Source organism: Erwinia sp. MYb416 (assembly GCF_037479575.1).
GTDB lineage: Bacteria > Pseudomonadota > Gammaproteobacteria > Enterobacterales > Enterobacteriaceae > Erwinia > Erwinia rhapontici.
The window spans coordinates 403,632-427,391 of sequence record NZ_JBBGYT010000439.1; the positions used below are offsets into that span (position 1 = coordinate 403,632).

The window sequence follows — 23,760 nt, forward strand, 5'->3', positions numbered from 1 at the left end:
AGCACGCTTGGTTCAATAATGGTAATGAATTTGCGAGAAGTGATTAAAATCATTTCATGCTCACGCGACAGCGTATCGCTAACCCGTTATTCTTAATTCCTTCATTTTTCAGCGGTTGAAGTTCGCTATTCTTTTAAGATTCGGGGCACCTTTTTGTCCCGTCTGGGTATTCACCAGATTTACTGAGAGCAAAAAACATGAAAACACCGCGTCGTTTCCCTGTCATCCCCCTGGTTATCGCTGTTGCGCTGATCGCAGGCGGCGGCTATTGGTGGTACAGCCACAGTAGCGCTTCCCAGGCACAGCCTGCCGAAGGCGCAGAGCAATCCCGTGGCAAAGGTCATCGCGGCGGTGGGCGGAACGGGGGTGCAATGGGTGCGGCGATGGCCCCGGTGCAGGCTGCCGACGCCATACGTCAGAGCGTGCCTCAATACCTTACCGGGCTGGGGACCGTAACGGCGGCAAACACCGTTACGCTGCGCAGCCGCGTCGACGGCGACCTTATCGCCCTCCATTTTAACGAAGGCCAGGAAGTGAAAGCCGGGCAACTGCTGGCGGAGATCGACCCGCGTCCCTATCAGGTGGCGCTGATCCAGGCCGAAGGGCAGCTGGCAAAAAGCAACGCCACGCTGGCCAATGCAAAGCGCGACCTGGCACGCTATGAAAAGCTGGCGAAAACCAGCCTGGTCTCACAGCAGGAGCTGGATACCCAGCGTTCGCTGGTCAGTGAAACCCAGGGCACCATCAAAGCCGATGAAGGCAGCGTGGCCAGCGCCCGGCTCAACCTCACCTACAGCCGCGTGACGTCACCGATCGACGGACGCGTGGGCCTGAAGCAGGTCGATATTGGTAACTATGTCAGCAGCGGCGACACCACTGGCATTGTGGTGATCACGCAAACGCATCCCATCGACCTGATTTTCAGCCTGCCGGAAAATGATATTTCCGCCATCCTCAGTGCGCAAAAACAGGGTGCAGTGCCGGTAGAAGCCTGGGATCGCAGCAATAAAACGCTGCTGACCACCGGGGCGCTGCTGAGCCTGGATAACCAGATTGATACCACGACCGGCACCGTCAAGCTGAAAGCGCGTTTCGAGAATCAGGACGACCGCCTGTTCCCCAATCAGTTTGTTAACGCCCGTCTGAAGGTCAGCACCTTGCAGGATGCGATTGTCATCCCGGCAGCCGCATTACAAATGGGTAATGAGGGCAGCTTTGTCTGGGTGGTCAACAGCGACAACAAAGTGAGTAAGAAAATCGTCACCATTGAATTCCAGGACAGCGAAAAAGTGGTGATCAAGGCCGGGCTGGAAGCCGGTGAAAAAGTGGTGACAGACGGTATCGATCGTCTGACAGACGGGGCAACGGTGGAAGTGGTCGCCCCGCAGGCCACACCGCTGACATCCGGTAAAACCGCCCAACCGGCGAAGGGAGCCAGCGACTGATGCAAGTTATGCCCCCAACGCCAGGCGGTGGTCCATCCCGCCAGTTTATTCTGCGCCCGGTCGCCACCACGCTGCTGATGATCGCTATTTTGCTGGCGGGGATTATCGGCTATCGCGCCCTGCCGGTTTCGGCGCTGCCAGAGGTCGACTATCCGACAATTCAGGTGGTCACGCTGTATCCCGGTGCCAGCCCGGACGTGGTGACCTCAGCCATTACCGCACCGCTGGAACGCCAGTTTGGCCAGATGTCCGGTCTGAAACAGATGGCGTCACAAAGTTCCGGCGGGGCTTCGGTTGTCACCCTTCAGTTCCAACTGACGCTGCCGCTGGATGTGGCCGAGCAGGAAGTGCAGGCCGCGGTCAACGCCGCCACCAACCTGCTGCCCTCCGACCTGCCTAACCCGCCGGTTTACAGCAAGGTCAATCCGGCCGATCCCCCGATCATGACCCTTGCCGTCACCACCACCAGCCTGCCAATGACCCAGGTTGCCGACATGGTGGAAACCCGTGTGGCACAGAAGATATCGCAGGTTTCCGGTGTGGGGCTGGTGACGATCGCCGGCGGTCAGCGTCCGGCTGTACGAGTGAAACTGAACGCTCAGGCGCTGGCGGCGATGAATATCACCAGTGAGACGGTGCGTACCGCCATCAGCAATGCCAATGTCAACTCAGCGAAAGGCAGCCTGGATGGCCCGGAACGCTCGATTACGCTCTCGGCCAACGACCAGATCAAAACGGCTGAAGGCTATCGCCAGCTGATTGTCAGTTTCCAGAACGGGGCGCCGGTGCGGCTCGGGGATGTGGCTACCGTAGAGCAAGGGGCCGAAAATAGCTGGCTCGGGGCCTGGGCTAACCGCCAGCCCGCGATTGTGCTGAATATCCAGCGTCAGCCGGGGGCCAATATCATCGCCACCGCCGACAATATTCGTCAAATGCTGCCCGCCCTCACCGCCTCACTGCCCAAGTCCGTAGACGTGAAGCTGCTGACTGACCGAACCACCAATATCCGTGCCTCGGTCCACGACGTGCAGTTTGAACTGCTACTGGCGCTGGCGCTGGTGGTGATGATTATTTATCTGTTCCTGCGTAACGTCGCGGCGACCATTATTCCCGCCGTGGCGGTGCCACTCTCTCTGGTGGGCACCTTTGCGGTGATGTATTTCTTCGGTTTTTCGGTCAACAACCTGACGCTGATGGCGCTGACGATCGCCACCGGCTTCGTGGTCGATGATGCCATTGTGGTGATCGAAAACATTTCACGCTATATCGAGAAAGGGGAAAAACCGCTGACGGCAGCGCTGAAAGGGGCGGGTGAAATTGGCTTTACCATTATTTCCCTGACCTTCTCGCTGATTGCGGTGCTGATCCCGCTGCTGTTTATGGGGGATATCGTTGGCCGCCTGTTCCGCGAATTTGCCATTACCCTGGCGGTAGCGATCCTCATCTCGGCCATTGTGTCGCTCACGCTGACGCCGATGATGTGCGCACGCATGTTAAGCGTTGAGTCTTTGCGCAAACAGAACCGTTTTTCGCGTGCCAGTGAAGCCCTGTTCGAACGGATTATTGCCCGCTATGGCCGCCTGTTGCAGAAGGTACTGAAACATCAGTGGCTGACACTCGGTGTCGCCTTCGGCACCATGGCGCTGACCGTGCTGCTGTGGATGGTGATCCCCAAAGGCTTCTTCCCGCTGCAGGATAACGGCATTATTCAGGGAACCCTTCAGGCTCCGCAGTCGGTCTCCTACAGCAATATGGCGCAGCGCCAGCAGGAAGTGGCTTCGGTGATCATGAAGGACCCGGCGGTACAAAGCCTGACGTCCTTCGTGGGGGTGGACGGCACCAACGCCGCACTCAACAGCGGCAGGTTGCAAATCAACCTGAAACCGCTGGATGAACGTGACGATCGTATCCCGGTGGTGATGGCCCGTCTGCAACAGCAGATCGCGAAAATCCCTGGCATTAACCTCTGGCTGCAACCGGTGCAAGACCTGACCATTGATACCCAGGCCAGCCGCACGCAGTATCAGTTTACCCTGCAGGCCGGATCGCTGGACTCACTGAGCCTTTGGGTACCGAAGTTACAGGCCAGGCTGGCCACACTGCCTGAACTCAAAGAGGTGAGCAGTGACTGGCAGGACCAGGGGCTGGAAGCGTATATCCGCGTTGACCGTGACAGCGCCAGCCGCCTGGGCATCTCCCTGGCCGATGTGGATAACGCGCTGTATAACGCCTTTGGTCAGCGACTGATATCGACCATTTATACCCAGGCTAATCAGTACCGCGTGGTGCTGGAGCATGACACGGCGGCCACGCCAGGCCTGGCAGCGCTGCAATCCATTCGCCTGAACAGTACCGATGGCGGCAGCGTGCCACTCAGCGCGATTGCCAGCGTAGAGCAGCGTCATGGTGCGTTGAGCATCAATCACCTCGACCAGTTCCCGTCCACCACCTTCTCGTTTAACGTCAGCGATGGCTATTCGCTGGAGCAGGCGGTGAATGCCATTACCCAGGCGGAAAAAGATCTCTCGATGCCGTCAGAAATCATGACGCAGTTCCAGGGCAGTACCCTCGCCTTCCAGGCCGCGCTATCCAGTACCGTATGGCTGATTGTGGCGGCGGTTGTCGCAATGTATATCGTGCTTGGCGTGCTGTATGAGAGCCTGATCCACCCGGTAACCATTCTTTCCACCCTGCCAACGGCGGGAGTCGGTGCGCTGCTGGCACTGTTGCTGAGCGGTAGCGAGCTGGATGTGATTGCCATCATTGGCATTATTTTGCTGATTGGCATCGTCAAGAAGAACGCCATCATGATGATCGATTTCGCACTGGCGGCAGAACGTGAACAGGGTATGACGCCGTATGAGGCCATCTACCAGGCCTGTCTGCTGCGTTTCCGTCCGATCCTGATGACCACCCTGGCCGCCCTGTTTGGTGCGCTGCCGCTGATGCTGAGTACTGGTGTCGGTGCGGAACTGCGTCGTCCGTTGGGAACCGCGATGGTGGGTGGACTGATTGTCAGCCAGGTACTGACGCTGTTTACCACGCCGGTGATCTACCTGCTGTTTGATCGTCTGTCGCGCGCGACCCGCCGCCTGGCACGCCGGGAGGCAGAGTGAAATTTTTCGCCCTGTTTATTCATCGTCCGATCGCCACCAGCCTGCTGACCGTGGCGATCCTGCTGGCCGGGATCCTCGGTTTCCGTCTGCTACCGGTCTCCCCGCTGCCACAGGTGGATTTCCCGGTGATCATGGTCAGCGCATCGCTGCCTGGCGCCTCGCCGGAAACCATGGCGTCCTCCGTTGCCACGCCGCTGGAACGCGCGCTGGGCCGGGTGGCCGGCATCACTGAAATGACCTCCACCAGTTCGCTTGGCAGCACGCGGATTATCCTGGTATTTGATTTCGAACGCGATATCAACGGCGCGGCGCGCGATGTACAGGGGGCAATCAACGCCGCGCAGAGCCTGCTGCCGACCGGGATGCCCAGCCGACCGACCTACCGCAAAGCGAACCCGTCTGACGCGCCGATTATGATCATGACGCTCACCTCAGACAGTTGGTCTCCGGGTCAGTTGTATGACTACGCCTCGACACAGCTGGCGCAGAAGCTGTCGCAAATCGACGGGGTGGGAGATGTCACCATCGGCGGCAGTTCACTGCCTGCGGTGCGTGTTGCACTCAATCCACAAGCTCTGTTCCATCAGGGCGTGTCGCTCGACGCGGTACGCACGGCCATCGCCAGCGCCAACGTGCGTAAGCCTCAGGGTGCCGTTGAAGATCATCACCAGCGCTGGTGGCTGAAAACCAACGATGAATTGCAAACCGCCGCCGAATACCAGCCGTTAGTGGTGCATTACAACAATGGGGCGGCGGTACGTTTGCAGGACGTTGCCACGGTGACTGACTCGGTCGAGGATGTGCGCAACGCAGGGATGTCAAACGCCCGCCCGGCGATCCTGGTGCTAATCCGTAAAGCGCCGGAAGCCAATATCATTGATACCGTCGATCGGATCCGGGGAAAAATCCCTGAGCTGAGCCAGATTATTCCCGCCTCGATTCAGCTGGAAGTGGCGCAGGACCGTTCTCCGACCATTCGTGCTTCACTGCACGAGGTGGAACAGTCGCTGGCGATCTCTGTCGGCCTGGTGATCCTGGTGGTGTTTGCCTTCCTGCGCTCCGGCCGCGCCACGCTGATCCCGGCCGTGGCCGTACCGGTGTCGCTGATCGGCACCTTTGCCGCGATGTATCTCTGTGGCTTCAGTCTGAACAACCTGTCGCTAATGGCGCTGACGGTGGCGACCGGTTTTGTCGTCGACGATGCCATTGTGGTGCTGGAGAATATCTCACGCCATGTTGAGGCTGGCATGAAGCCGCTGCAGGCATCATTGCAGGGGGTACGCGAGGTCGGATTCACCGTGGTGTCGATGAGTATCTCGCTGGTGGCGGTGTTTATTCCGCTGCTGATGCTCGGCGGCATTATTGGTCGCTTTTTCAGAGAGTTTGCCGTCACACTCTCGGTGGCCATCGCCATCTCGCTGGTGATATCCATTACCCTGACGCCGATGATGTGTGCGTGGCTGCTGCGTAATAAACCCCAACATGAGCAGTCGCGCATTCGCGGTTTTGGCCGCGTGCTGCTGGCGGTACAACAGGGCTATGGCCGCACCCTGCACCGGGTGATGGACCATGCGCGCTGGACGCTGCTGGTGTTTCTCGCCACCATCGGGCTGACCCTCTATCTGTACGTTTCCATCCCGAAAACCTTTATGCCGGAGCAGGACACCGGGCGGCTGATGGGCTTTATTCAGGCCGACCAGAGCATCTCGTTCCAGTCGATGCGCGGCAAGCTGGAAGACTTTATGCGTATCGTCCACGCCGATCCGGCCGTCGAAAGTGTGGTGGGCTTTACCGGAGGTTCTCGCACCAATAGCGGCTCGATGTTTATCTCACTGAAGCCGCTCAGTGAGCGCAGCGAAAACGCCCAACAGGTGATCGCCCGACTGCGCGGCAAGCTGGCAAAAGAACCGGGCGCCAACCTGTTTCTGATGGCGGTGCAGGATATTCGCGTCGGCGGGCGCGAGTCCAACGCCGGATATCAGTACACGCTGCTCTCAGACAGCCTGGATGATTTACGTGAGTGGGAGCCTAAAATCCGCCGCGCCTTTGCTGCCCTGCCCGAGCTGGCCGATGTGAACTCCGATCAGGAAGACAAAGGCGCTGAGATGGCACTGACTTACGATCGCGCCAGCATGGCCCGGCTCGGCATTGATGTCGCCGATGTCAATAACCTGCTCAATAACGCCTTTGGTCAGCGGCAGATCTCCACCATTTATCAACCGCTGAATCAGTACAAAGTGGTGATGGAGGTCGATCCGCGCTACACCCAGGATATCAGCGCCCTTAACCAGATGTATGTGATTAACAGCGAGGGGAAATCCATCCCGCTCTCCTGGTTTGCAAAATGGCAGCCGGCGAACTCACCGCTGTCGGTGAATCATCAGGGGCTGTCTGCCGCCTCCACCGTCTCGTTTAACCTGCCCGAAGGGGTATCGCTGTCGCAGGCCTCAGCGGCCATCGACCGCAGCGTCACCTCGCTGGGCGTGCCATCCAGCGTGCGCGGCAGTTTTTCCGGCACGGCGGCGGTGTTTGAGCAAACCCAAAGCAGCCAGCTGTGGCTGATTGTAGCGGCGATTGCCACCGTGTATATCGTGCTGGGGATCCTGTATGAGAGCTACGTTCACCCCCTGACTATCCTCTCCACCCTGCCGTCAGCGGGGGTCGGCGCCCTGCTGGCACTGGAGCTGTTTAGTGCTCCGTTCAGCCTGATCGCGCTGATCGGCATCCTGTTGCTGATCGGCATCGTGAAGAAAAACGCCATTATGATGGTCGACTTCGCGCTGGACGCCCAGCGCAACGGCGGAATGACGGCGCGTGACGCAATATTCCAGGCCAGTCTGCTGCGCTTCCGCCCAATTATGATGACCACCCTGGCCGCGCTGTTTGGTGCGCTACCTCTGGTGCTGACCAGCGGTGACGGTGCCGAACTGCGCCAGCCGCTGGGGATCACCATCGTCGGCGGGCTGGTGATGAGCCAGCTACTGACGTTGTACACAACGCCGGTAGTCTATCTGTATATGGACAAACTGCGGCGTAAACCGCGCTTTGATGCCGTCACCGGGGAAAGCTGATGCCATGAACGCACCTCCTGCCTCCGTACGCTGGCAATTGTGGATAGTGGCCTTCGGCTTCTTTATGCAGACGCTGGATACCACCATCGTCAATACGGCGCTGCCCTCGATGGCGGCCAGCCTGCATCAAAGCCCGCTGAATATGCATTCGGTGATTGTCTCCTACGTGCTGACGGTGGCGGTGATGCTGCCGATCAGCGGCTGGCTGGCAGACCGCTTCGGGGTGCGAAATGTGTTCTTCAGCGCCATTGTGCTGTTCAGTGCCGGCTCGCTGTGCTGTGCGCTCTCCACCACGCTGGACCAGCTGATTCTCTCACGCGTGTTACAGGGCATCGGAGGGGCAATGATGGTACCGGTGGGCCGCTTAACGGTGATGAAGCTGGTGCCGCGTGCCGACTATATGGCCGCAATGACCTTCGTCACCCTGCCGGGACAAATTGGCCCGCTGCTCGGCCCGGCGTTGGGCGGTGTGCTGGTCGAGTACGTCAGCTGGCACTGGATTTTCCTGATCAACATCCCGGTGGGGATTATCGGGGCGATTGCCACGCTGACATTGATGTCAAACTTTACCCTGCAAACCCGACGCTTCGATTTTACCGGCTATCTGCTGCTGGCAGCCGGTATGGCCACGCTCACGCTGGCGCTGGACGGCCAGCGCGGCTCCGGTCTCTCCCCCCTGCTGCTGTGTCTGCTGATCCTCTGCGGCGTCTTCAGCCTGCTGTTTTATCTGCTGCATGCCCGTCACAACGATGGCGCGCTGTTCAGCCTGAAACTGTTCGACAATCGCATCTATTCTATTGGCCTGATTGGCAGCCTGACCGGACGTATCGGCAGTGGCATGCTGCCGTTTATGACGCCCATTTTTCTGCAAATCGGCATGGGTTACAGTCCGCTGCACGCCGGATTAATGATGATCCCGATGGTGCTGGGCAATATGGGAATGAAGCGCATTGTGGTGCAAATCGTTAACCGCTTTGGCTACCGCCATGTGCTGATGGGGTCAACGCTGGCACTGGCGCTGGTGGTGCTCTTGTTCCCTGCCGTGGCGCTGATGGGCTGGCATGCCCTGCTGCCCGTGGTGCTGTTTTTACAAGGGATGGTCAACGCCATTCGCTTCTCTGCCATGAATACACTGACGCTGAAAGAGCTGCCTGACGAGCTTGCCAGCAGCGGTAACAGCCTGCTGTCGATGGTGATGCAGCTGTCGATGAGTATCGGCGTGACCGTGGCCGGGCTGCTGTTGGGCACCTTCGGCCACGAGGCCGCGAGCGGCAGCCCGCAAATCGCAGAGACGTTTATCTATACCTGGCTGTGTATGGCACTGATCATTGCCCTGCCGGTCTTTGTTTTCTGGCGTGTCCCCAAAGAGACGTCCCCTAATACGCTTCCGGCGCGCAGGAGAAAGCCTTAATGCTGGCAAAATTACGTATCGGCATCACTGCCAAGCTTTTCGCGGCAATCTTCTCCACCTGCATGCTGGTGTTGATCACCATGCACTGGGGCGTTCGTCTGAGCTTCGAACACGGTTTTATCGACTATATCAAACGTGGCAATGAGCAGCGGCTCACGCTGCTCAGCGATGCGCTGGCAGACCAGTATGAGCAGCATGGCAACTGGGATTTCCTGCGTAATAACAACAAGCTGGTGTTCAATATTCTGCGCTCGCTGGAGCAGAACCCGGATGCCAACAATCAGCTTCCGCCTCACGGCTGGCGTACACAGTTCTGGATTATCGACCAGCAGTATCATGTGATGATTGGCCCACGCGCACCGGTACCGCAGGAAGGCTCCCGCCGCAGTATTACCACCAGCAATGGTAAAGTGGTCGGCTGGGTGATTGGCTCCCCCTCTGAACGCCTGACGCGCAGCGCCGACATTAATTTCGATCGGCAGCAGAATCGTACCAGTTGGATGATCGTCGGCCTGACGATGCTGCTGGCCGCAGCCGTTACCTGGCTGCTGTCACGGGGGCTGCTGGCGCCGGTAAAACGTCTGGTGGAAGGCACCCATCACCTCGCGACAGGGAATTTTACCAGCCGGGTGCAGGCCTCCAGCCGCGATGAGCTGGGCAGGCTGGCGCAGGACTTTAACCGCCTCGCCAACACGCTGGAGAAAAACGAAAAAATGCGCCGTGCGTTTATGGCCGATATCTCCCACGAGCTGCGCACGCCGCTGGCTATCCTGCGCGGTGAACTGGAAGCGATTCAGGACGGGGTGCGGAAACTGACCCCGGAATCGATTGTGTCCTTACAGGGCGAGGTCGCCACGCTGACCAAGCTGGTGGACGATGTTCATCAGTTATCACTGTCAGATGAAGGGGCTCTGGCCTATCGTAAAAGCCAGACCGATCTCGTCCCGCTGCTCGAACTGGTCTCCGGCAATTTCCGCCATCGTTTTGAACAGCATCCGCTGAATCTGACGCTGACGTTACCCGACCAGGCACCTCAGTTTGGCGACCCGGATCGTCTGATGCAACTGTTCACCAACCTGATGGAAAACAGCCTGCGCTATACCGATCCCGGCGGCAGTCTTCATATCACGCTGCAACAACGTGCCAATGCCAATGTGCTGCACTTCGATGACAGCGCCCCCGGTATCAGCGATGAACAGCGGACGCAGATTTTTGAGCGTTTCTTCCGTGCTGAAGGTTCACGTAACCGGGCCAGCGGGGGCTCAGGATTGGGGCTGGCTATCTGCCATAATATTGTCGAAGCGCATGACGGCACCATTGTTGCGGAGCACTCCGATGCCGGTGGCGTGCGAATTACGGTACACTTGCCGTATAAGACTCACTGACCATGGCGACCATACTATGACGCTCGACACGCCCGCTCCGCTGATTTTAATCGTTGAAGACGAACCCAAACTCGGCCAACTGATGATCGATTACCTGCAGGCCGCTAACTTTCGTACCCATCATCTGCTGCGCGGTGATGAAGTGCTGGGATGGGTAAAACAGCATTCACCGGACCTGGTACTGCTGGATCTGATGCTGCCGGGGCTGGACGGTTTATCGGTGTGCCGCGAACTGCGCGGTTTCTCCGACCTGCCCGTGGTGATGGTGACGGCAAAGATTGAAGAGATTGACCGCCTGCTCGGTCTGGAAATTGGCGCCGATGACTACATCTGTAAGCCTTTCAGCCCGCGTGAAGTGGTGGCGCGTGTCAAAACCATTCTTAAACGCTGTCAGCGCACCCCGGAAGAAGCCCGTCAGGTGTCGCTGCTGAAGGTGGATGAAAACCGTTTCCAGGCAAGCTGGGACGATAAACCCCTCGATCTGACGCCCGCGGAGTTCCGTCTGTTGAAAACCCTGGCTCAGGAGCCGGGCAAAGTGTTCTCACGCGAGCAGTTGCTGAATCATCTCTATGACGACTATCGCGTGGTCACTGACCGTACTATCGACAGCCATATTAAGAACCTGCGCCGCAAACTGGAATTGCTGGATGCCGACCAGCCATTTATCCGTGCAGTCTATGGCATGGGATATCGCTGGGAAGCAGATATCTGTCGTTTGATGTAGATCAATTTCCCCAAACAATCACCGCCTTACAATCCCCGCCGGGCAAAACACCGGGCGAGGCATGCCGCGCCCCTACGTTGATCTCCGGGTTTGACCGTCTCGCTCCTCCCCAGGGGCCAGGCATGCCTGACCCGCGCCGCACCTAAATATCATCATCGCAATATCTGACCTGACATCAGACTGAGACATTATGAAAAAACCGGAACTGCTTTCTCCGGCCGGGACACTGAAAAATATGCGTTACGCTTTTGCGTATGGCGCAGATGCCGTGTATGCCGGTCAGCCTCGTTACAGCCTGCGCGTGCGCAATAACGAATTCAACCATGAGAATCTGGCCACGGGCATTAATGAAGCCCATGCGCTTGGCAAAAAATTCTACGTGGTGGTGAATATTGCCCCGCATAACGCCAAGCTGAAAACCTTTATTCGTGACCTGAAACCGGTGATTGATATGCAGCCAGATGCGCTGATCATGTCCGATCCCGGGCTGATCATGCTGGTGCGCGAAGCGTTTCCACAGATGGATATTCATCTGTCAGTGCAGGCGAACGCCGTCAACTGGGCGACGGTGAAATTCTGGCAACAGATGGGGCTGACAAGGGTGATTCTGTCACGCGAGCTGTCTCTGGAAGAGATCGGTGAGATTCGTCAGCAGGTGCCAGAGATGGAGCTGGAAATTTTCGTCCACGGCGCACTCTGCATGGCCTACTCCGGTCGCTGCCTGCTTTCCGGCAACATCAACAACCGCGACCCGAATCAGGGCACCTGCACCAATGCCTGCCGCTGGGAATATAACGTCCAGGAAGGCAAAGAGGATGCGATTGGCAATATCGTGCATCGCCAGGAGCCGATTGCCGTACAGAATGTCGAGCCCACGCTGGGCACCGGGCAGCCAACGGATAAAGTGTTTATGATCGAAGAGGCCATGCGCCCGGGTGAGTATATGACCGCCTTCGAAGATGAACACGGCACCTACATTATGAATTCGAAAGATCTGCGCGCCGTGGCACACGTTGAGCGTCTGACGCAGATGGGCATCCACTCGCTGAAAATCGAAGGACGCACCAAATCCTTTTATTACTGCGCACGCACCGCTCAGGTATATCGGCGCGCTATTGACGATGCTGCCGCCGGGAAGCCCTTTGACCCTGCTCTGCTGGAAACCCTGGAAGGGCTGGCACATCGTGGTTATACCGAAGGCTTCCTGCGCCGCCATACGCATGACAGCTATCAGAGCTATGATGCTGGCTACTCGGTCTCAGACCGTCAGCAGTTTGTCGGTGAATTCACAGGAGAGCGCCGTGGCGCCCTGGCGCAAGTGGATGTGAAGAACAAATTTAGCGTGGGCGACAGTCTGGAACTGATGTCCCCGGCGGGAAATATCAACTTCACCCTGACGCAGATGGAAAATGGCAAAGCACAGCCGATTGATGTGGCACCGGGCAACGGCCATCTGGTGTGGCTGCCGCTGCCGGAGGAAATGGATCTTCAGTATGCCCTGCTGATGCGTAATCTCGCAGGCACCACCACCCGCAATCCTCATGCGGTGGAAACTGCGAAAGAAGTTACATGATGTTACTGATCTTAGAATGCGATCACATTACCGCATGGCAATCATCGTTATGATGCTCCCGCTCCTAACGAACAAATCCAAATAGCATGTTATCTGGACCCTGGTGTCCAGAACCACCTTATTCGGCCCACACGGCTCCCCCGTGCGGGCCATTTCTTTTTTCAGCCCCCGCGTTTTTTCAGAAAACTCCGCGCTTTTTCGAACTGAGGTAACCCTCTGTGGCAGGGTATGCTATATGTTGATGCAAACCGCAAATGCCTTCAGGGATTAAAAATGGAAAAACATTCACTTACGCTGGCAATCTTAAATGGTAAAAGCGCAGGCAATGAAGCGCTGCGTGAGGCCATAGCGACACTGCGCAATGAGGGATTCCCGCTGGAAGTGCGGGTGACCTGGGAGCACGGTGACGGCGAGCGCTACGTGCGCGAAGCGGTAGCATTGCAGGCTGAAACCGTCATTGCCGCTGGCGGCGATGGCACCATTAATGAAGTGGCGACTGCGCTCGCCGGATTATCGCCTGAGCGCCGTCCGGTGCTGGGCCTGGTGCCGCTGGGCACCGCCAATGACTTTGCCACCAGCGCAGGTATCTCGCTGGAGATGGAAAACGCACTGCGTCTGGCGATTCTCGGGAAAGCCACGGCCATTGACCTCGCGCGGGTGAATGATGATCACTACTTCATCAATATGGCCACTGGCGGGTTCGGAACGCGGATTACCACCGAAACCCCGGAAAAACTGAAATCTGCCCTGGGGGGCGTGTCCTACTTTATTCATGGGCTGATGCGCATGGATACCCTGAAAGCCGACAGTTGTACGCTGGAAGGCCCGGATTTTCACTGGCAGGGCGATGCGCTGGTGATTGGTATTGGGAATGGTCGTCAGGCGGGTGGCGGTCAGCGTCTGTGCCCAACGGCGCTGATTAACGATGGCAAACTGGAGTTGAGTATCGCCACCTCGCAGGAGCTGTTGCCCACGCTGGTGCATAAGTTAACCAGTAACGAAGAAAATCCTAATCTGATCACCGCCTCACTGCCATGGCTGACCATTCGTGCGCCGAATGAGATGACCTTTAATCTCGATGGCGAACCCCTGAGCGGGACAGAATTTCGCATTGAGGTGATGCCGGATGCACTGGAATGCCGCCTGCCACCCTCCTGTGAATTACTGATGTAATATTCTCTGCGCAATGTTCTGCTCACCCTGTCGTTATTAACGTCAGGGTGAATTTTTGCGGCGCAGCTCCAGAATAATGAATAAGCAGACCTGATTAGAGGAAACCATTAAACGTTATCGTTATTATCCCCTGTAATAACAGATGTCTTTATTTTTGTTGCGGATAAATAAGGAGATGACGGAAATGGAATTCAGGCCATTCTATCTTTACACCAACAGAGTTACCTACTTTAATGATTTTACATCAAAAGATGTAGAATATGAGTTGGTTATTCAGCAGATTACTCAACAAAGTGATTCAGGTATCCACTTACAAGCAGGCTTTACCTTGAGCCACAATGGCGCTTATGAAGTTTCTTTTGATACTCGTGATAATCGCGTAAAAAACTCAACATGCTTTCATCCTCCGCGTGGAAATATTTCGTCTATACATGTTATCCGCCATGTCGAAAGAGCACTTATTGAACACTATATTCAGTACCATGCTGGTATGTATCTCTTTCTTGCTGTTAATGACAAGCTATGCAAAATATATCAGCGTATCGTCAAAAAGCATTTTGTATCAGGAAATACACTTGAGTCAGGTTTTCAACCCAACAGGAGGGGATATGTCATACGAACGCCGCGATGCTATCTATGAACAAGAACAGCAAATCGCTCTACAAAAAGCAGTGGATAAACTGGGTCAGAGAATGCGCGAAGTCGGAGAGGCGGTAGATGCGATAAAAGCTGTTGAGAGAAAACAGGCCACCACTCAGGCTGAATCGTCGCCTGTGCGTTAATACCACACTCACTAAAAGCGCCCCTGGGCGCTTTTTCCCCCCTCCTGCTCCACCGACGAAATGTGATCCCTCTCGCGAATCCCACACGCATAACTTGTATGGTAGTACGTTATAAGCGTATTTTTTCACCATTGTTGACGTACAAGGCGGTTCAGAATGAAAATTGTTAACGCAGAAGTGTTTGTCACCTGCCCGGGCAGAAACTTTGTCACCGTAAAAATCACCACCGACCAGGGACTGACCGGTATTGGTGATGCCACGCTGAACGGCCGCGAGCTGCCGGTGGCGTCTTACCTGAAAGATCACGTTTGCCCGCAGCTGATTGGCCGCGATGCCCATCAGATCGAAGATATCTGGCAGTTCTTCTACAAGGGTGCCTACTGGCGTCGTGGCCCGGTTACCATGTCGGCCATCTCCGCCGTAGACCAGGCGCTATGGGACATTAAAGGCAAAGCGGCCAATATGCCGGTCTATCAACTGCTGGGTGGCGCTTCGCGCACGGGCGTGATGGTCTACTGTCACACCACCGGGCACAGCATTGACGAAGTGATGGACGACTATGCGAAGCATAAAGAGCTGGGCTTCAAAGCCATTCGCGCTCAGTGCGGCGTACCGGGAATGAAAACCACCTACGGAATGGCTAAAGGCAAAGGTGAAGCTTACGAACCCGCGACCAAAGGCGCACGCCCGGAAGAGCAGCTGTGGTCAACCGAGAAGTACCTCGATTTCACCCCGAAACTGTTTGAGGCCATTCGCGATAAATTCGGCTTTGATGAGCACCTGCTGCACGACATGCACCACCGCCTGACCCCTATCGAAGCGGCCCGCTTCGGCAAAAGCATCGAAGACTATCGCCTGTTCTGGATGGAAGACCCAACACCGGCTGAAAATCAGGAAAGCTTCCGCCTGATCCGTCAGCACACCGTAACGCCGATTGCCGTGGGCGAAGTGTTCAACAGTATCTGGGACTGCAAACAGCTGATCGAAGAGCAGCTTATCGATTATATCCGCACCACCATCACCCACGCAGGTGGCATTACCGGTATGCGCCGCATCGCAGATTTCGCCTCGCTGTATCAGGTACGAACCGGATCGCACGGGCCGTCCGATCTGTCACCGATTTGCATGGCGGCAGCGCTGCACTTTGACCTGTGGGTGCCGAACTTCGGCGTGCAGGAATACATGGGCTACTCCGAGCAAATGCTGGAAGTCTTCCCGAACAGCTGGCGCTTCGATAACGGTTATATGCATCCGGGCGATAAACCAGGACTGGGTATTGAGTTCGACGAAAAACTGGCCGCGAAATACCCCTATGAACCCGCCTATCTGCCTGTGGCCCGCCTGGAAGACGGCACCTTGTGGAACTGGTAAGGAGCACAACATGAAAAGCGTGGTGATTGAACGTCCGGGCGAGTTGCAGTTGCAGGATCGTCCCCTGCCGGAACCGGCTGCCGGTGAAGTACGGGTTAAAGTGAAGTACGCCAGTATCTGTGGGTCGGATGTGCATATCTGGCACGGCCACAACCCGTTCGCTCGCTATCCGCGTGTGATCGGTCATGAGTTTTTCGGTCTGATTGATGCCACTGGCAGCGGTGTGGACAGTGCGCGCGTCGGTGAGCGCGTGGCGGTCGATCCGGTTGTCAGCTGTGGCCACTGCTATCCCTGCTCAATCGGTCGACCGAATGTCTGTAGCGAATTGCAGGTCATCGGCGTGCATCGCGATGGCGGTTTCAGTGAGTATGCGATTGCGCCAGCGGCGAATGCTTATGTGCTGCCGGAGGCGATACCGGACACGCTGGCCAGCCTGGTCGAGCCGTTTACCATTGCGGCCAATATCAGCGCGTTCCTCAAGCCGGTTCCCGATGATGTGGCACTGATTTACGGCGCCGGGCCAATGGGGCTGACCGCGATTCAGGTGCTGAAAGGCGTCTACAAGGTCAAGACGGTGATTGTTGCTGACCGTCTGGAAGAGCGCCTGACGATGGCACGGGAAAATGGTGCGGACCAGGCACTGAACAACAGCACCACGCCGCTGGCAGAACAGCTTAACGGCGTACAGCCCACGCTGATTATTGATGCGGCCTGCCATCCGACAATTCTGTCCGAAGCCGCCGCACTGGCCTCTCCGGCCGGGCGCATTGGCCTGCTGGGCTTCTCTGGCGACCCCTGCACCCTGACGCAGCAAAGCCTGACCAGCAAAGAGCTGTCGTTGTTTACATCACGGCTGAACAGTCACCGCTTCCCCCAGGTTATCGCGTGGATGGAGCAGGGGCTGATTCAGCCAGAAAAACTGGTGACCCATACCTTGCCCCTGAGCCAGATTGAACAGGCCATGACACTGTTCGAGAAGGACCCGCGCAGCTGCTGCAAGGTGATCATCAGCATGCATTAACCCTAAAGCCGGGGTGACGCCCGGCCATCACCTCTACCCTACAATGACAAATAGAACGCGGAGTTATTACCATGTTTAAGAACCTGCGCTGGACCATCGTATTACTGCTGTTCCTTGTTTACATGATTAACTACCTTGACCGGGTGGCGCTGTCCCTGACCGTGCCAATGATTGAAAAAGATCTGATGCTGAATGCGGAAGAGTTTGGCCTGATTTTCGGCAGCTTCTTCTTCGGCTATGCCATCTTCAACTTTGTCGGTGGCCTCGCGACCGATAAGTTCGGCCCGACGATCACCCTCGGCGTTGCCGTCGGGATGTGGTCACTGTTCTGCGGCTTTACCGCCCTGGCCACCGGTTTCTGGTCAATGTTAATCCTGCGCGTGCTGTTCGGCATGGCAGAGGGGCCGATCTGTGCCTCGGCGAATAAAGCGATTAACGGCTGGTTCCCGAAAAAACAGGCCGCCACGGCGATGGGCTTGCTAAGCGCCGGTTCGCCCCTTGGCGGCGCAGTCGCCGGGCCGATCATCGGCTACCTGGCCCTTGCCTTCGGCTGGCGTCCGGCCTTCGCCATTATCTGCTCGATTGGCATCATCTGGATGGTCGTGTGGTTCTTTATTGCCGCTGACAATCCACTGAAAAGCAAATTAATCAGCGAACGTGAACGTGCACTGATTGCGCAGATGAAAGACGAGCAGCTCAGTCCTGAAGAGGAACTGTCACAGTCACAGCACGGCTTAGGCTACTATCTGCGTCAGCCGATTATTCTGGTCACGGCATTCGCTTTCTTCTGCTACAACTACATCTTGTTCTTTTTCCTCAGCTGGTTCCCGGCCTATCTGGTCCAGGCGCACGGGCTGGATATTAAAGCGATGAGCATTACCACCATGATCCCATGGATCGTCGGCTTCGTCGGTCTGGCGCTCGGGGGGATTATTTCGGACAAAATTTTCAAAGTGACCGGCAAGCTGCTGCTTTCACGCAAAATCGTGCTGGTGGTCTCGTTAATGGCTGCTGCAATTTGTGTCGGCTTTGCAGGTACGGTAAAAGAAGTCACATCCGCCGTCGGTCTGATGTCTGTCTCTATCTTCTTCCTCTACATCACCGGGGCAATTTACTGGGCGATTATTCAGGATGTGGTGCATAAAAGCCGCGTCGGCAGTATCAGCGGATTTATTCACCTGATCGGCAGCCTTTCCGGGATTGTCGGGCCGATTGTCACCGGCTATATCGTGCAGCACACCGGTAAGTTCGACAGCGCCTTTGTGCTGGCGGGCGTGGTGGCCGCGCTGGGCGCGTCCCTGGTGCTGTTTGTGATTAAACCACCGAAGAAACTGGATACTCCGGTGTCCATTTGATTAGCGCGGGTGGGCTTGCCCCACCCGTTTATCTGTAAGGATGCGTTATGTTGTCTCTTGATACCCTCCCGCCCGATGTAGAACGCCCCCAGTACAACCGTCACGCGCTACGGACCCGCATGGTCCATATTGGCTTTGGTGCTTTCCATCGTGCTCACCAGGCCGTCTGTAGCGATCGGCTCGCCGCTGAACAGGGCAGCGACTGGGGATATTGCGAAATCAATCTTAACAGCGGCGAACTGATTACCGCCCTGCGCCAGCAGCAACTCTGCTACACCGTGGCCGAAATGGCCGATGACCAGCTCAATCTGCGCGTAGTAGGCGTGGTGACTGCCGCCCTGCACGGCCAGTCCGACGGTATTGAGGCGGTGCTGGACGCGCTGAGCCAGCCCGACGTCGCGATTGTCTCCATGACGGTCACGGAAAAAGGCTACTGCCACTATCCCGCCAGTGGTGAATTAAATCTTGACCATCCGGCGATCCGTCATGATCTCGAACATCCCGATGTGCCACAGTCGCTGCCGGGCATTATTCTCGCGGCCATTCGTCGACGCCGTGAGCGAGGGCTGGCACCTTTCAGCGTGATGTCCTGCTATAATATGCCGGAAAACGGCCATGTCACCCGCAACGTAATCACCGCGCTGGCACGCCAGCAGGCGCCGGAACTGGCCGACTGGATCGCAAAAACGCTGACCTTCCCTTCCACCATGGTAGACCGTATTGTTCCGGCGATGACCGATGAAACCCACCGCGCCTTGCGTGAAAAACTGGGCTGTGAGGATCCGGTGGCGGTGGCCTGTGAGCCGTTCTTCCAGTGGGTTATCGAAGATAACTTTGTCAGCGGCCGTCCGGCGTGGGAACTGGCCGGAGCGGAACTGGTGGCTGACGTGCTGCCCTTTGAAGAGATGAAGCTGCGTATGCTGAATGGCAGCCACTCGTTCCTTGCCTACCTGGGTAACCTCGCCGGGTATCAGCACATCAGCGACTGTATGACAGATGTTCATTTCAAACAGGCGGCGCGCCAGCTGATGCTCGAACAGCAGGCTCCGACGCTACGCACAACGGACGTTGATCTGACGGCCTACGCCGACTCGCTGATTGCGCGTTACAGCAACCGTGCTATCAGGCACCGCACCGCGCAGATCGCCAATGATGGCAGCCAGAAACTGCCCCAGCGCTGGCTGGACAGCATCCGCTGGCACCTCGCGCATGACAGCAATTTCGATTTACTGGCACTTGGCGTGGCAGGATGGATCCGCTATGTCAGCGGTTACGATGAGCAGGGTCAGCCGATGGTGATCAACGATCCCCTTAGTGCCGAGCTGGCAAAAAGGGTCGCGGAAAGTGCCGAAGGAGAACCCCGCGTGGCCGCCTTGCTGGGTCTGAAACATGTCTTTGGTGAGGATTTGTCCGGTAACCCGCAGTTTGTCCACCAGGTTAACCATTTTTACCGTCTGCTGTTGAGCCAGGGAGCGAAACAAACGGTGCATCAACTGGTTGCCCGCGTTTAACTCTGGCGCTGATGCGCCTGCCTGATTAGACTGAAGGCTTTCACGCCATAGGCGGGCAGGCTGTTGACCCGCCGCTAAAGGGACGTTGCCGAATGTCGACAGTTTATACCATCACCGCCAGTGAGCCGGTCAACCAGCAGATTTATCGATTCCTGCGTCAGGATATCGTCACCTGTGCGATCCATCCCGGCTCACTGCTGTCGGAAAAAGAGGTGTCCACGCGCTTTAACGTATCGCGTCAGCCGGTTCGTGAAGCCTTTATCAAACTGGCAGAAGCGGGCCTGGTGCAGGTCCTTCCGCAGCGCGGCACCTTCGTGCGTAAAATCTCCGCACAGCGCGTTGCCGATGGTCGCTTTATACGTGAAGCTGTTGAAGTTGCAGTGGTACGCCGTGCAGCTGCAGAAGCCACACCTGTCGGGCTGGCGGCGCTGGAGCATAATCTGCAATTACAAAAGCTGGCCGCCGATCGCCACGACAGCCAATCGTTTCTCTTGCTGGACGATGAGTTTCACCGATTGATCGCGCAAAGTATTGCCTGTGAACTGGCGTGGGAGACGGTGGAAAATATTAAAGCCACCATGGACCGCGTGCGTTTTCTGACGTTAAGTAAAGTGTCACCGCCAGAGAGCCTGATCGAGCAGCACCACCAGATTTACCTGGCCTTGTGTGCGAAAGATGCCGATGCCGCTGAACAGGCGCTGCGCCGCCATTTGCAGGAGATGATTTTCTCTATTACCCCGATTGCCGAGCAGAACAGCGAGTGGTTTGAGCCATTCTGAAACCGGCGGGACAAGGCACGGTTGATACAGGGTCAGGCATGCCTGACCCCTACGATAAATCAGGCGATGGTGACGTTTTTCGCGAGGTAGACATCCTGCACTGAATTAATCAGCGCCACGCCGTCCTTCATCGATTTCTTAAAGGCCTTGCGCCCTAAAATCAGCCCCATGCCGCCTGCACGTTTATTGATCACCGCCGTACGTACGGATTCAGCAATATCCGTATCCCCTGCTGCCGCACCGCCGGAGTTGATCATCCCGGCGCGCCCCATATAGCAGTTCGCCAGTTGATAACGTACCAGGTCGATAGGGTTATCTGTAGTCAGTGTGCTGTAGACGCGCTCATCGGTATGGCCGAATTTCACTGCTTTATAACCGCCGTTATTCTCCGCCATTTTCTGTTTCACAATATCCGCGCCAATGGTGGCCGCCAGATGGTTTGCCTGGCCTGTCAAATCAGCGCTGGCATGGTAATCCACCCCGTCTTTTTTAAAATCATTATTGCGCAGATACGCCCACAGTACGGTGACCATCCCCAGTTCATGGGCGCGTTCAAAGGCTGCAGAGATCTCTTCAATCTGACGCCGTGACTGCTCTGAACCGAAATAGATGGTGGCCCCGACGGCGACAGCACCGAGGTTAAACGCCTGCTCAACGCTGGCATACAGCGTCTGGTCATACTGGGTGGGATAGCTCAGCGTCTCGTTATGGTTGAGCTTAACCATAAACGGGATGCGGTGTGCGTAACGCCGTGAGACAGAAGCCAGTACGCCATACGTGGAAGCCACACAGTTACAGCCCGCTTCAATCGCCAGCTCCACAATATTTTTCGGATCGAAGTAGAGCGGGTTCGCAGCAAAAGAGGCGCCCGCCGAATGCTCGACGCCCTGGTCTACGGGGAGGATAGAGAGGTAACCTGTCCCGGCTAAACGTCCGGTGTTGTACAGTGTTTGCATATTGCGTAAAACTGCCGGGGGACGATTGTTATCGACCATCACCCGATCCACATAATCCGCCCCTGGAAGATAGAGGTTGTCCGCTGGAATAGTCATGCAGCGATGTTGCAAAAGAGAATCCGCTTCTTTGCCCAATAACTGTACGATGTCCGTCATGATAACTCCTGTTAAAATGTGTGAGGGCCATTTTGATGGCCCGCGGGTCAGTTTTCCTGACCCCAACAGGGTGGACCCAAAACTGTTATTAAGGCAAATTGCTGACTCCATTTTTCAGAACGATCCGCACAAAAAAACGCGGACCATCGTGGTCACCACCACTGATGAAAATGATGCACCGGACCATGCCCGTGGCCGACCTCCAGCGAGTCTGCCTGCTCAAGCGCCCCCTGCAACCAGTATTTAGCCGCTTGTACGGTGGCAACCCAATCATCGTGTCGCGGACGGAGTGCCGCCAGCGCCGCCGACAGCGAACAGCCCGTACCGTGCGTATTGCGCGTCATAATGCGAGGCGCGGTAAACCGCTGTTCAAGTTGGTGGGTAAACAGCCAGTCCGGGCTTTCCGATTCGCTAAGATGGCCGCCCTTCATCAGTACCGCCTGACAGCCCAGCGCCAGCAGCGCCCTGCCCTGTTCACGCATCTCGGCCTCATCGCGTGCCGGATCGCAGGCCAGCAGCGCGGCGGCTTCTGGCAGATTGGGCGTAATCAGGGAGACCTGCGGTAACAGACGCTCGCGTAAGGTGGCAACCGCCTCAGCAGAGAGCAGCGGATCGCCGCTTTTTGCCAGCATCACCGTATCCAGTACCACCCAGGGCACCGGGGTCTCTTTCAGCCGTTCGGCAACCACCTCAACGATGGCGCTTTCTGCCAGCATGCCAATCTTTATCGTGTCGATACGCACATCCGACAGGACCGAATCCAGCTGCGCGCCCACGAATGCCGGGTCAATGCGATAGACCGACTGCACGCCCGTGGTGTTCTGCGCCACCAGCGCGGTGATCACGCTGGTGCCATAGGCGCCCAGTGCAGAGAAAGCTTTCAGATCGGCCTGGATCCCGGCGCCACCGCTCGGGTCAGTTCCGGCAATGGTCATGGCGTTAATCCGTTTCATACCAGTGCCTCCGGGTTCAGTTGATACAGTGCATCGAGGAACGCGGGGATAAAGCTGCCCGGCCCCTGCGCCGCTGCCGCTGCTCGCTCTCCCGCCAGCGCCCCCACGTGGCAGGCGCTGGCGACATGCACCAGACGATCGCCGGGCAGCGCGGTAAATCCGGCGACCACGGCGGACAACGCACAGCCGGTGCCAACCACGCGCGTCATCAGTGGGGAACCGCCGCTGACGCTGAGGGTGCGCACACCGTCGGTGACAAAATCCACTTCTCCGGTAACCGCCACCACCGCCCCCGTTTCCGTCGCCAACGCAACGGCTGCCTGTAATGCCGCCGTTGACGCATGCTGAGTGTCTACGCCCCGTCCGCTGACCGCCTGTTTTGCCAGTGCCATAATTTCCGAAGCATTGCCGCGGATCGCAGCGGGCTTGAGTAACAGGAGTTGGTGACAGAAAGTGGTACGGAAATCCAGCGCCCCTACCGCCACCGGATCTAATGTCCAGTGTCGTCCGGCAGCGCTGGCCGCATGGATCGCTGCCCGCATCGCTTCACTGCGGGAATGGGTCAGCGTACCAACGTTTACCAGCAGGGCATCAGCAATGGCGCTGAACTGCGCGGCTTCGTCCTGATCGATCACCATCGCCGGGGAAGCCCTCAGCGCCAGCAGCACGTTGGCGGTAAAGGTTTGCACCACATCATTGGTCATACAGTGAATCAGGGGAGATTGCTGTTGAAACAGCGTCAGGGAATGGGCCACATCGGCGTGGCTCAGGCGTTCAGGTTGGATCATATATGCTCCCAACCGGCGATCAAGAAGGCGATGCCGGTCGGGCATCTGACTTCCCTACGCTGGCATTATCCAGATCAGGTGGTACGGGTATTTCTCAGCCTTCACGAAGAAGGGCACCCCGAGTCATTTAAATAGTAAAATCAATGTGTTGTAATTACCATTGCGATAATCACCCTTCAGAATCATGCCA

At 57.0% G+C, this 23,760-nt stretch carries 18 protein-coding genes and 1 riboswitch; of the genes, 15 read left to right on the forward strand and 3 right to left on the reverse strand.

Annotation, left to right across the window (positions count from 1 at the left end):
- The first annotated feature begins 197 nt into the window (after positions 1-197).
- The 15 genes from WH277_RS20665 to WH277_RS20735 all read left to right on the forward strand — a co-directional run bounded on the left by WH277_RS20665 (position 198) and on the right by WH277_RS20735 (position 20,717).
- Positions 198-1,445 carry an MdtA/MuxA family multidrug efflux RND transporter periplasmic adaptor subunit gene (locus tag WH277_RS20665; RefSeq protein ID WP_133841516.1) on the forward strand — a complete coding sequence of 416 codons (1,248 nt, stop codon included), beginning with the start codon at positions 198-200 and terminating at the stop codon, positions 1,443-1,445.
- Entirely contained in the window at positions 1,445-4,561 is a 3,117-nt protein-coding gene (locus WH277_RS20670; RefSeq protein WP_133841515.1) for an MdtB/MuxB family multidrug efflux RND transporter permease subunit, read from the forward strand. Before WH277_RS20665 ends, WH277_RS20670 begins: the two co-directional genes overlap by 1 nt.
- Positions 4,558-7,632 carry a multidrug efflux RND transporter permease subunit MdtC gene (mdtC, locus tag WH277_RS20675; RefSeq protein ID WP_339506724.1) on the forward strand — a complete coding sequence of 1,025 codons (3,075 nt, stop codon included), beginning with the start codon at positions 4,558-4,560 and terminating at the stop codon, positions 7,630-7,632. Before WH277_RS20670 ends, mdtC begins: the two co-directional genes overlap by 4 nt.
- 4 nt (positions 7,633-7,636) lie before the next feature.
- Positions 7,637-9,043: a multidrug transporter subunit MdtD gene (gene mdtD / locus WH277_RS20680; protein WP_339506725.1), complete on the forward strand. Its 1,407-nt coding sequence runs from the start codon at positions 7,637-7,639 to the stop codon at positions 9,041-9,043.
- Positions 9,043-10,428 carry a two-component system sensor histidine kinase BaeS gene (gene baeS, locus WH277_RS20685; RefSeq protein WP_133841512.1) on the forward strand — a complete coding sequence of 462 codons (1,386 nt, stop codon included), beginning with the start codon at positions 9,043-9,045 and terminating at the stop codon, positions 10,426-10,428. The genes mdtD and baeS overlap by 1 nt, the downstream gene beginning before the upstream one ends.
- 16 nt (positions 10,429-10,444) lie before the next feature.
- Complete coding sequence (baeR, locus tag WH277_RS20690) at positions 10,445-11,152, forward strand: two-component system response regulator BaeR (RefSeq protein ID WP_159336325.1); 708 nt, start codon at positions 10,445-10,447, stop codon at positions 11,150-11,152.
- 190 nt (positions 11,153-11,342) lie between these two features.
- The gene (trhP, locus tag WH277_RS20695; protein WP_339506727.1) at positions 11,343-12,725 is read left to right on the forward strand and encodes a prephenate-dependent tRNA uridine(34) hydroxylase TrhP; all 1,383 of its coding nucleotides are present in this window, start codon (positions 11,343-11,345) and stop codon (positions 12,723-12,725) included.
- A 273-nt stretch (positions 12,726-12,998) separates the two neighbouring features.
- Entirely contained in the window at positions 12,999-13,898 is a 900-nt protein-coding gene (yegS, locus tag WH277_RS20700; protein WP_339506729.1) for a lipid kinase YegS, read from the forward strand.
- A 184-nt stretch (positions 13,899-14,082) separates the two neighbouring features.
- Positions 14,083-14,538, forward strand: a complete 456-nt coding sequence (locus WH277_RS20705; protein ID WP_167863631.1) for a hypothetical protein — start codon at positions 14,083-14,085, stop codon at positions 14,536-14,538.
- Positions 14,507-14,680, forward strand: a complete 174-nt coding sequence (locus WH277_RS20710; RefSeq protein ID WP_159336322.1) for a hypothetical protein — start codon at positions 14,507-14,509, stop codon at positions 14,678-14,680. Before WH277_RS20705 ends, WH277_RS20710 begins: the two co-directional genes overlap by 32 nt.
- Before the next feature lie 156 nt (positions 14,681-14,836).
- The gene (manD, locus tag WH277_RS20715; protein ID WP_133841507.1) at positions 14,837-16,051 is read left to right on the forward strand and encodes a D-mannonate dehydratase ManD; all 1,215 of its coding nucleotides are present in this window, start codon (positions 14,837-14,839) and stop codon (positions 16,049-16,051) included.
- 10 nt (positions 16,052-16,061) lie between these two features.
- Positions 16,062-17,072, forward strand: a complete 1,011-nt coding sequence (locus WH277_RS20720; RefSeq protein WP_133841506.1) for a Zn-dependent oxidoreductase — start codon at positions 16,062-16,064, stop codon at positions 17,070-17,072.
- 71 nt (positions 17,073-17,143) lie between these two features.
- Positions 17,144-18,427, forward strand: a complete 1,284-nt coding sequence (locus WH277_RS20725) for an MFS transporter (protein WP_339506732.1) — start codon at positions 17,144-17,146, stop codon at positions 18,425-18,427.
- A 47-nt stretch (positions 18,428-18,474) separates the two neighbouring features.
- Positions 18,475-19,938 carry a mannitol dehydrogenase family protein gene (locus tag WH277_RS20730; RefSeq protein ID WP_339506734.1) on the forward strand — a complete coding sequence of 488 codons (1,464 nt, stop codon included), beginning with the start codon at positions 18,475-18,477 and terminating at the stop codon, positions 19,936-19,938.
- 92 nt (positions 19,939-20,030) lie between these two features.
- Positions 20,031-20,717, forward strand: a complete 687-nt coding sequence (locus WH277_RS20735) for a GntR family transcriptional regulator (RefSeq protein ID WP_133841503.1) — start codon at positions 20,031-20,033, stop codon at positions 20,715-20,717.
- A gap of 59 nt (positions 20,718-20,776) precedes the next feature.
- On the opposite strand, the gene fbaB is transcribed toward WH277_RS20735, so the two are convergent.
- From fbaB to thiM, 3 genes are all read right to left on the reverse strand, one after another.
- Positions 20,777-21,829 (reverse strand): class I fructose-bisphosphate aldolase, encoded by a 1,053-nt coding sequence (gene fbaB, locus WH277_RS20740; RefSeq protein WP_133841502.1) that lies wholly within the window; start codon positions 21,827-21,829, stop codon positions 20,777-20,779.
- 152 nt (positions 21,830-21,981) lie between these two features.
- The gene (thiD, locus tag WH277_RS20745) at positions 21,982-22,782 is read right to left on the reverse strand and encodes a bifunctional hydroxymethylpyrimidine kinase/phosphomethylpyrimidine kinase (protein WP_339506737.1); all 801 of its coding nucleotides are present in this window, start codon (positions 22,780-22,782) and stop codon (positions 21,982-21,984) included.
- Entirely contained in the window at positions 22,779-23,570 is a 792-nt protein-coding gene (gene thiM, locus WH277_RS20750; RefSeq protein WP_339506739.1) for a hydroxyethylthiazole kinase, read from the reverse strand. Before thiM ends, thiD begins: the two co-directional genes overlap by 4 nt.
- Before the next feature lie 34 nt (positions 23,571-23,604).
- A riboswitch (TPP riboswitch) is annotated at positions 23,605-23,701 on the reverse strand.
- Positions 23,702-23,760 lie beyond the last annotated feature (59 nt).

Excerpts from the sequence above, each read along its gene's own strand:
- WH277_RS20710 (WP_159336322.1), top strand. The coding sequence starts at position 14,507 with ATGTCATACGAACGCCGCGATGCTATCTATGAACAAGAACAGCAAATC.
- thiD (WP_339506737.1), bottom strand. The coding sequence starts at position 22,782 with ATGAAACGGATTAACGCCATGACCATTGCCGGAACTGACCCGAGCGGT.
- WH277_RS20670 (WP_133841515.1), top strand. The coding sequence starts at position 1,445 with ATGCAAGTTATGCCCCCAACGCCAGGCGGTGGTCCATCCCGCCAGTTT.
- trhP (WP_339506727.1), top strand. The coding sequence starts at position 11,343 with ATGAAAAAACCGGAACTGCTTTCTCCGGCCGGGACACTGAAAAATATG.
- WH277_RS20720 (WP_133841506.1), top strand. The coding sequence starts at position 16,062 with ATGAAAAGCGTGGTGATTGAACGTCCGGGCGAGTTGCAGTTGCAGGAT.
- mdtD (WP_339506725.1), top strand. The coding sequence starts at position 7,637 with ATGAACGCACCTCCTGCCTCCGTACGCTGGCAATTGTGGATAGTGGCC.
- manD (WP_133841507.1), top strand. The coding sequence starts at position 14,837 with ATGAAAATTGTTAACGCAGAAGTGTTTGTCACCTGCCCGGGCAGAAAC.
- thiM (WP_339506739.1), bottom strand. The coding sequence starts at position 23,570 with ATGATCCAACCTGAACGCCTGAGCCACGCCGATGTGGCCCATTCCCTG.
- WH277_RS20665 (WP_133841516.1), top strand. The coding sequence starts at position 198 with ATGAAAACACCGCGTCGTTTCCCTGTCATCCCCCTGGTTATCGCTGTT.
- WH277_RS20730 (WP_339506734.1), top strand. The coding sequence starts at position 18,475 with ATGTTGTCTCTTGATACCCTCCCGCCCGATGTAGAACGCCCCCAGTAC.
- yegS (WP_339506729.1), top strand. The coding sequence starts at position 12,999 with ATGGAAAAACATTCACTTACGCTGGCAATCTTAAATGGTAAAAGCGCA.
- fbaB (WP_133841502.1), bottom strand. The coding sequence starts at position 21,829 with ATGACGGACATCGTACAGTTATTGGGCAAAGAAGCGGATTCTCTTTTG.
- WH277_RS20725 (WP_339506732.1), top strand. The coding sequence starts at position 17,144 with ATGTTTAAGAACCTGCGCTGGACCATCGTATTACTGCTGTTCCTTGTT.
- baeS (WP_133841512.1), top strand. The coding sequence starts at position 9,043 with ATGCTGGCAAAATTACGTATCGGCATCACTGCCAAGCTTTTCGCGGCA.
- baeR (WP_159336325.1), top strand. The coding sequence starts at position 10,445 with ATGACGCTCGACACGCCCGCTCCGCTGATTTTAATCGTTGAAGACGAA.
- WH277_RS20705 (WP_167863631.1), top strand. The coding sequence starts at position 14,083 with ATGGAATTCAGGCCATTCTATCTTTACACCAACAGAGTTACCTACTTT.
- WH277_RS20735 (WP_133841503.1), top strand. The coding sequence starts at position 20,031 with ATGTCGACAGTTTATACCATCACCGCCAGTGAGCCGGTCAACCAGCAG.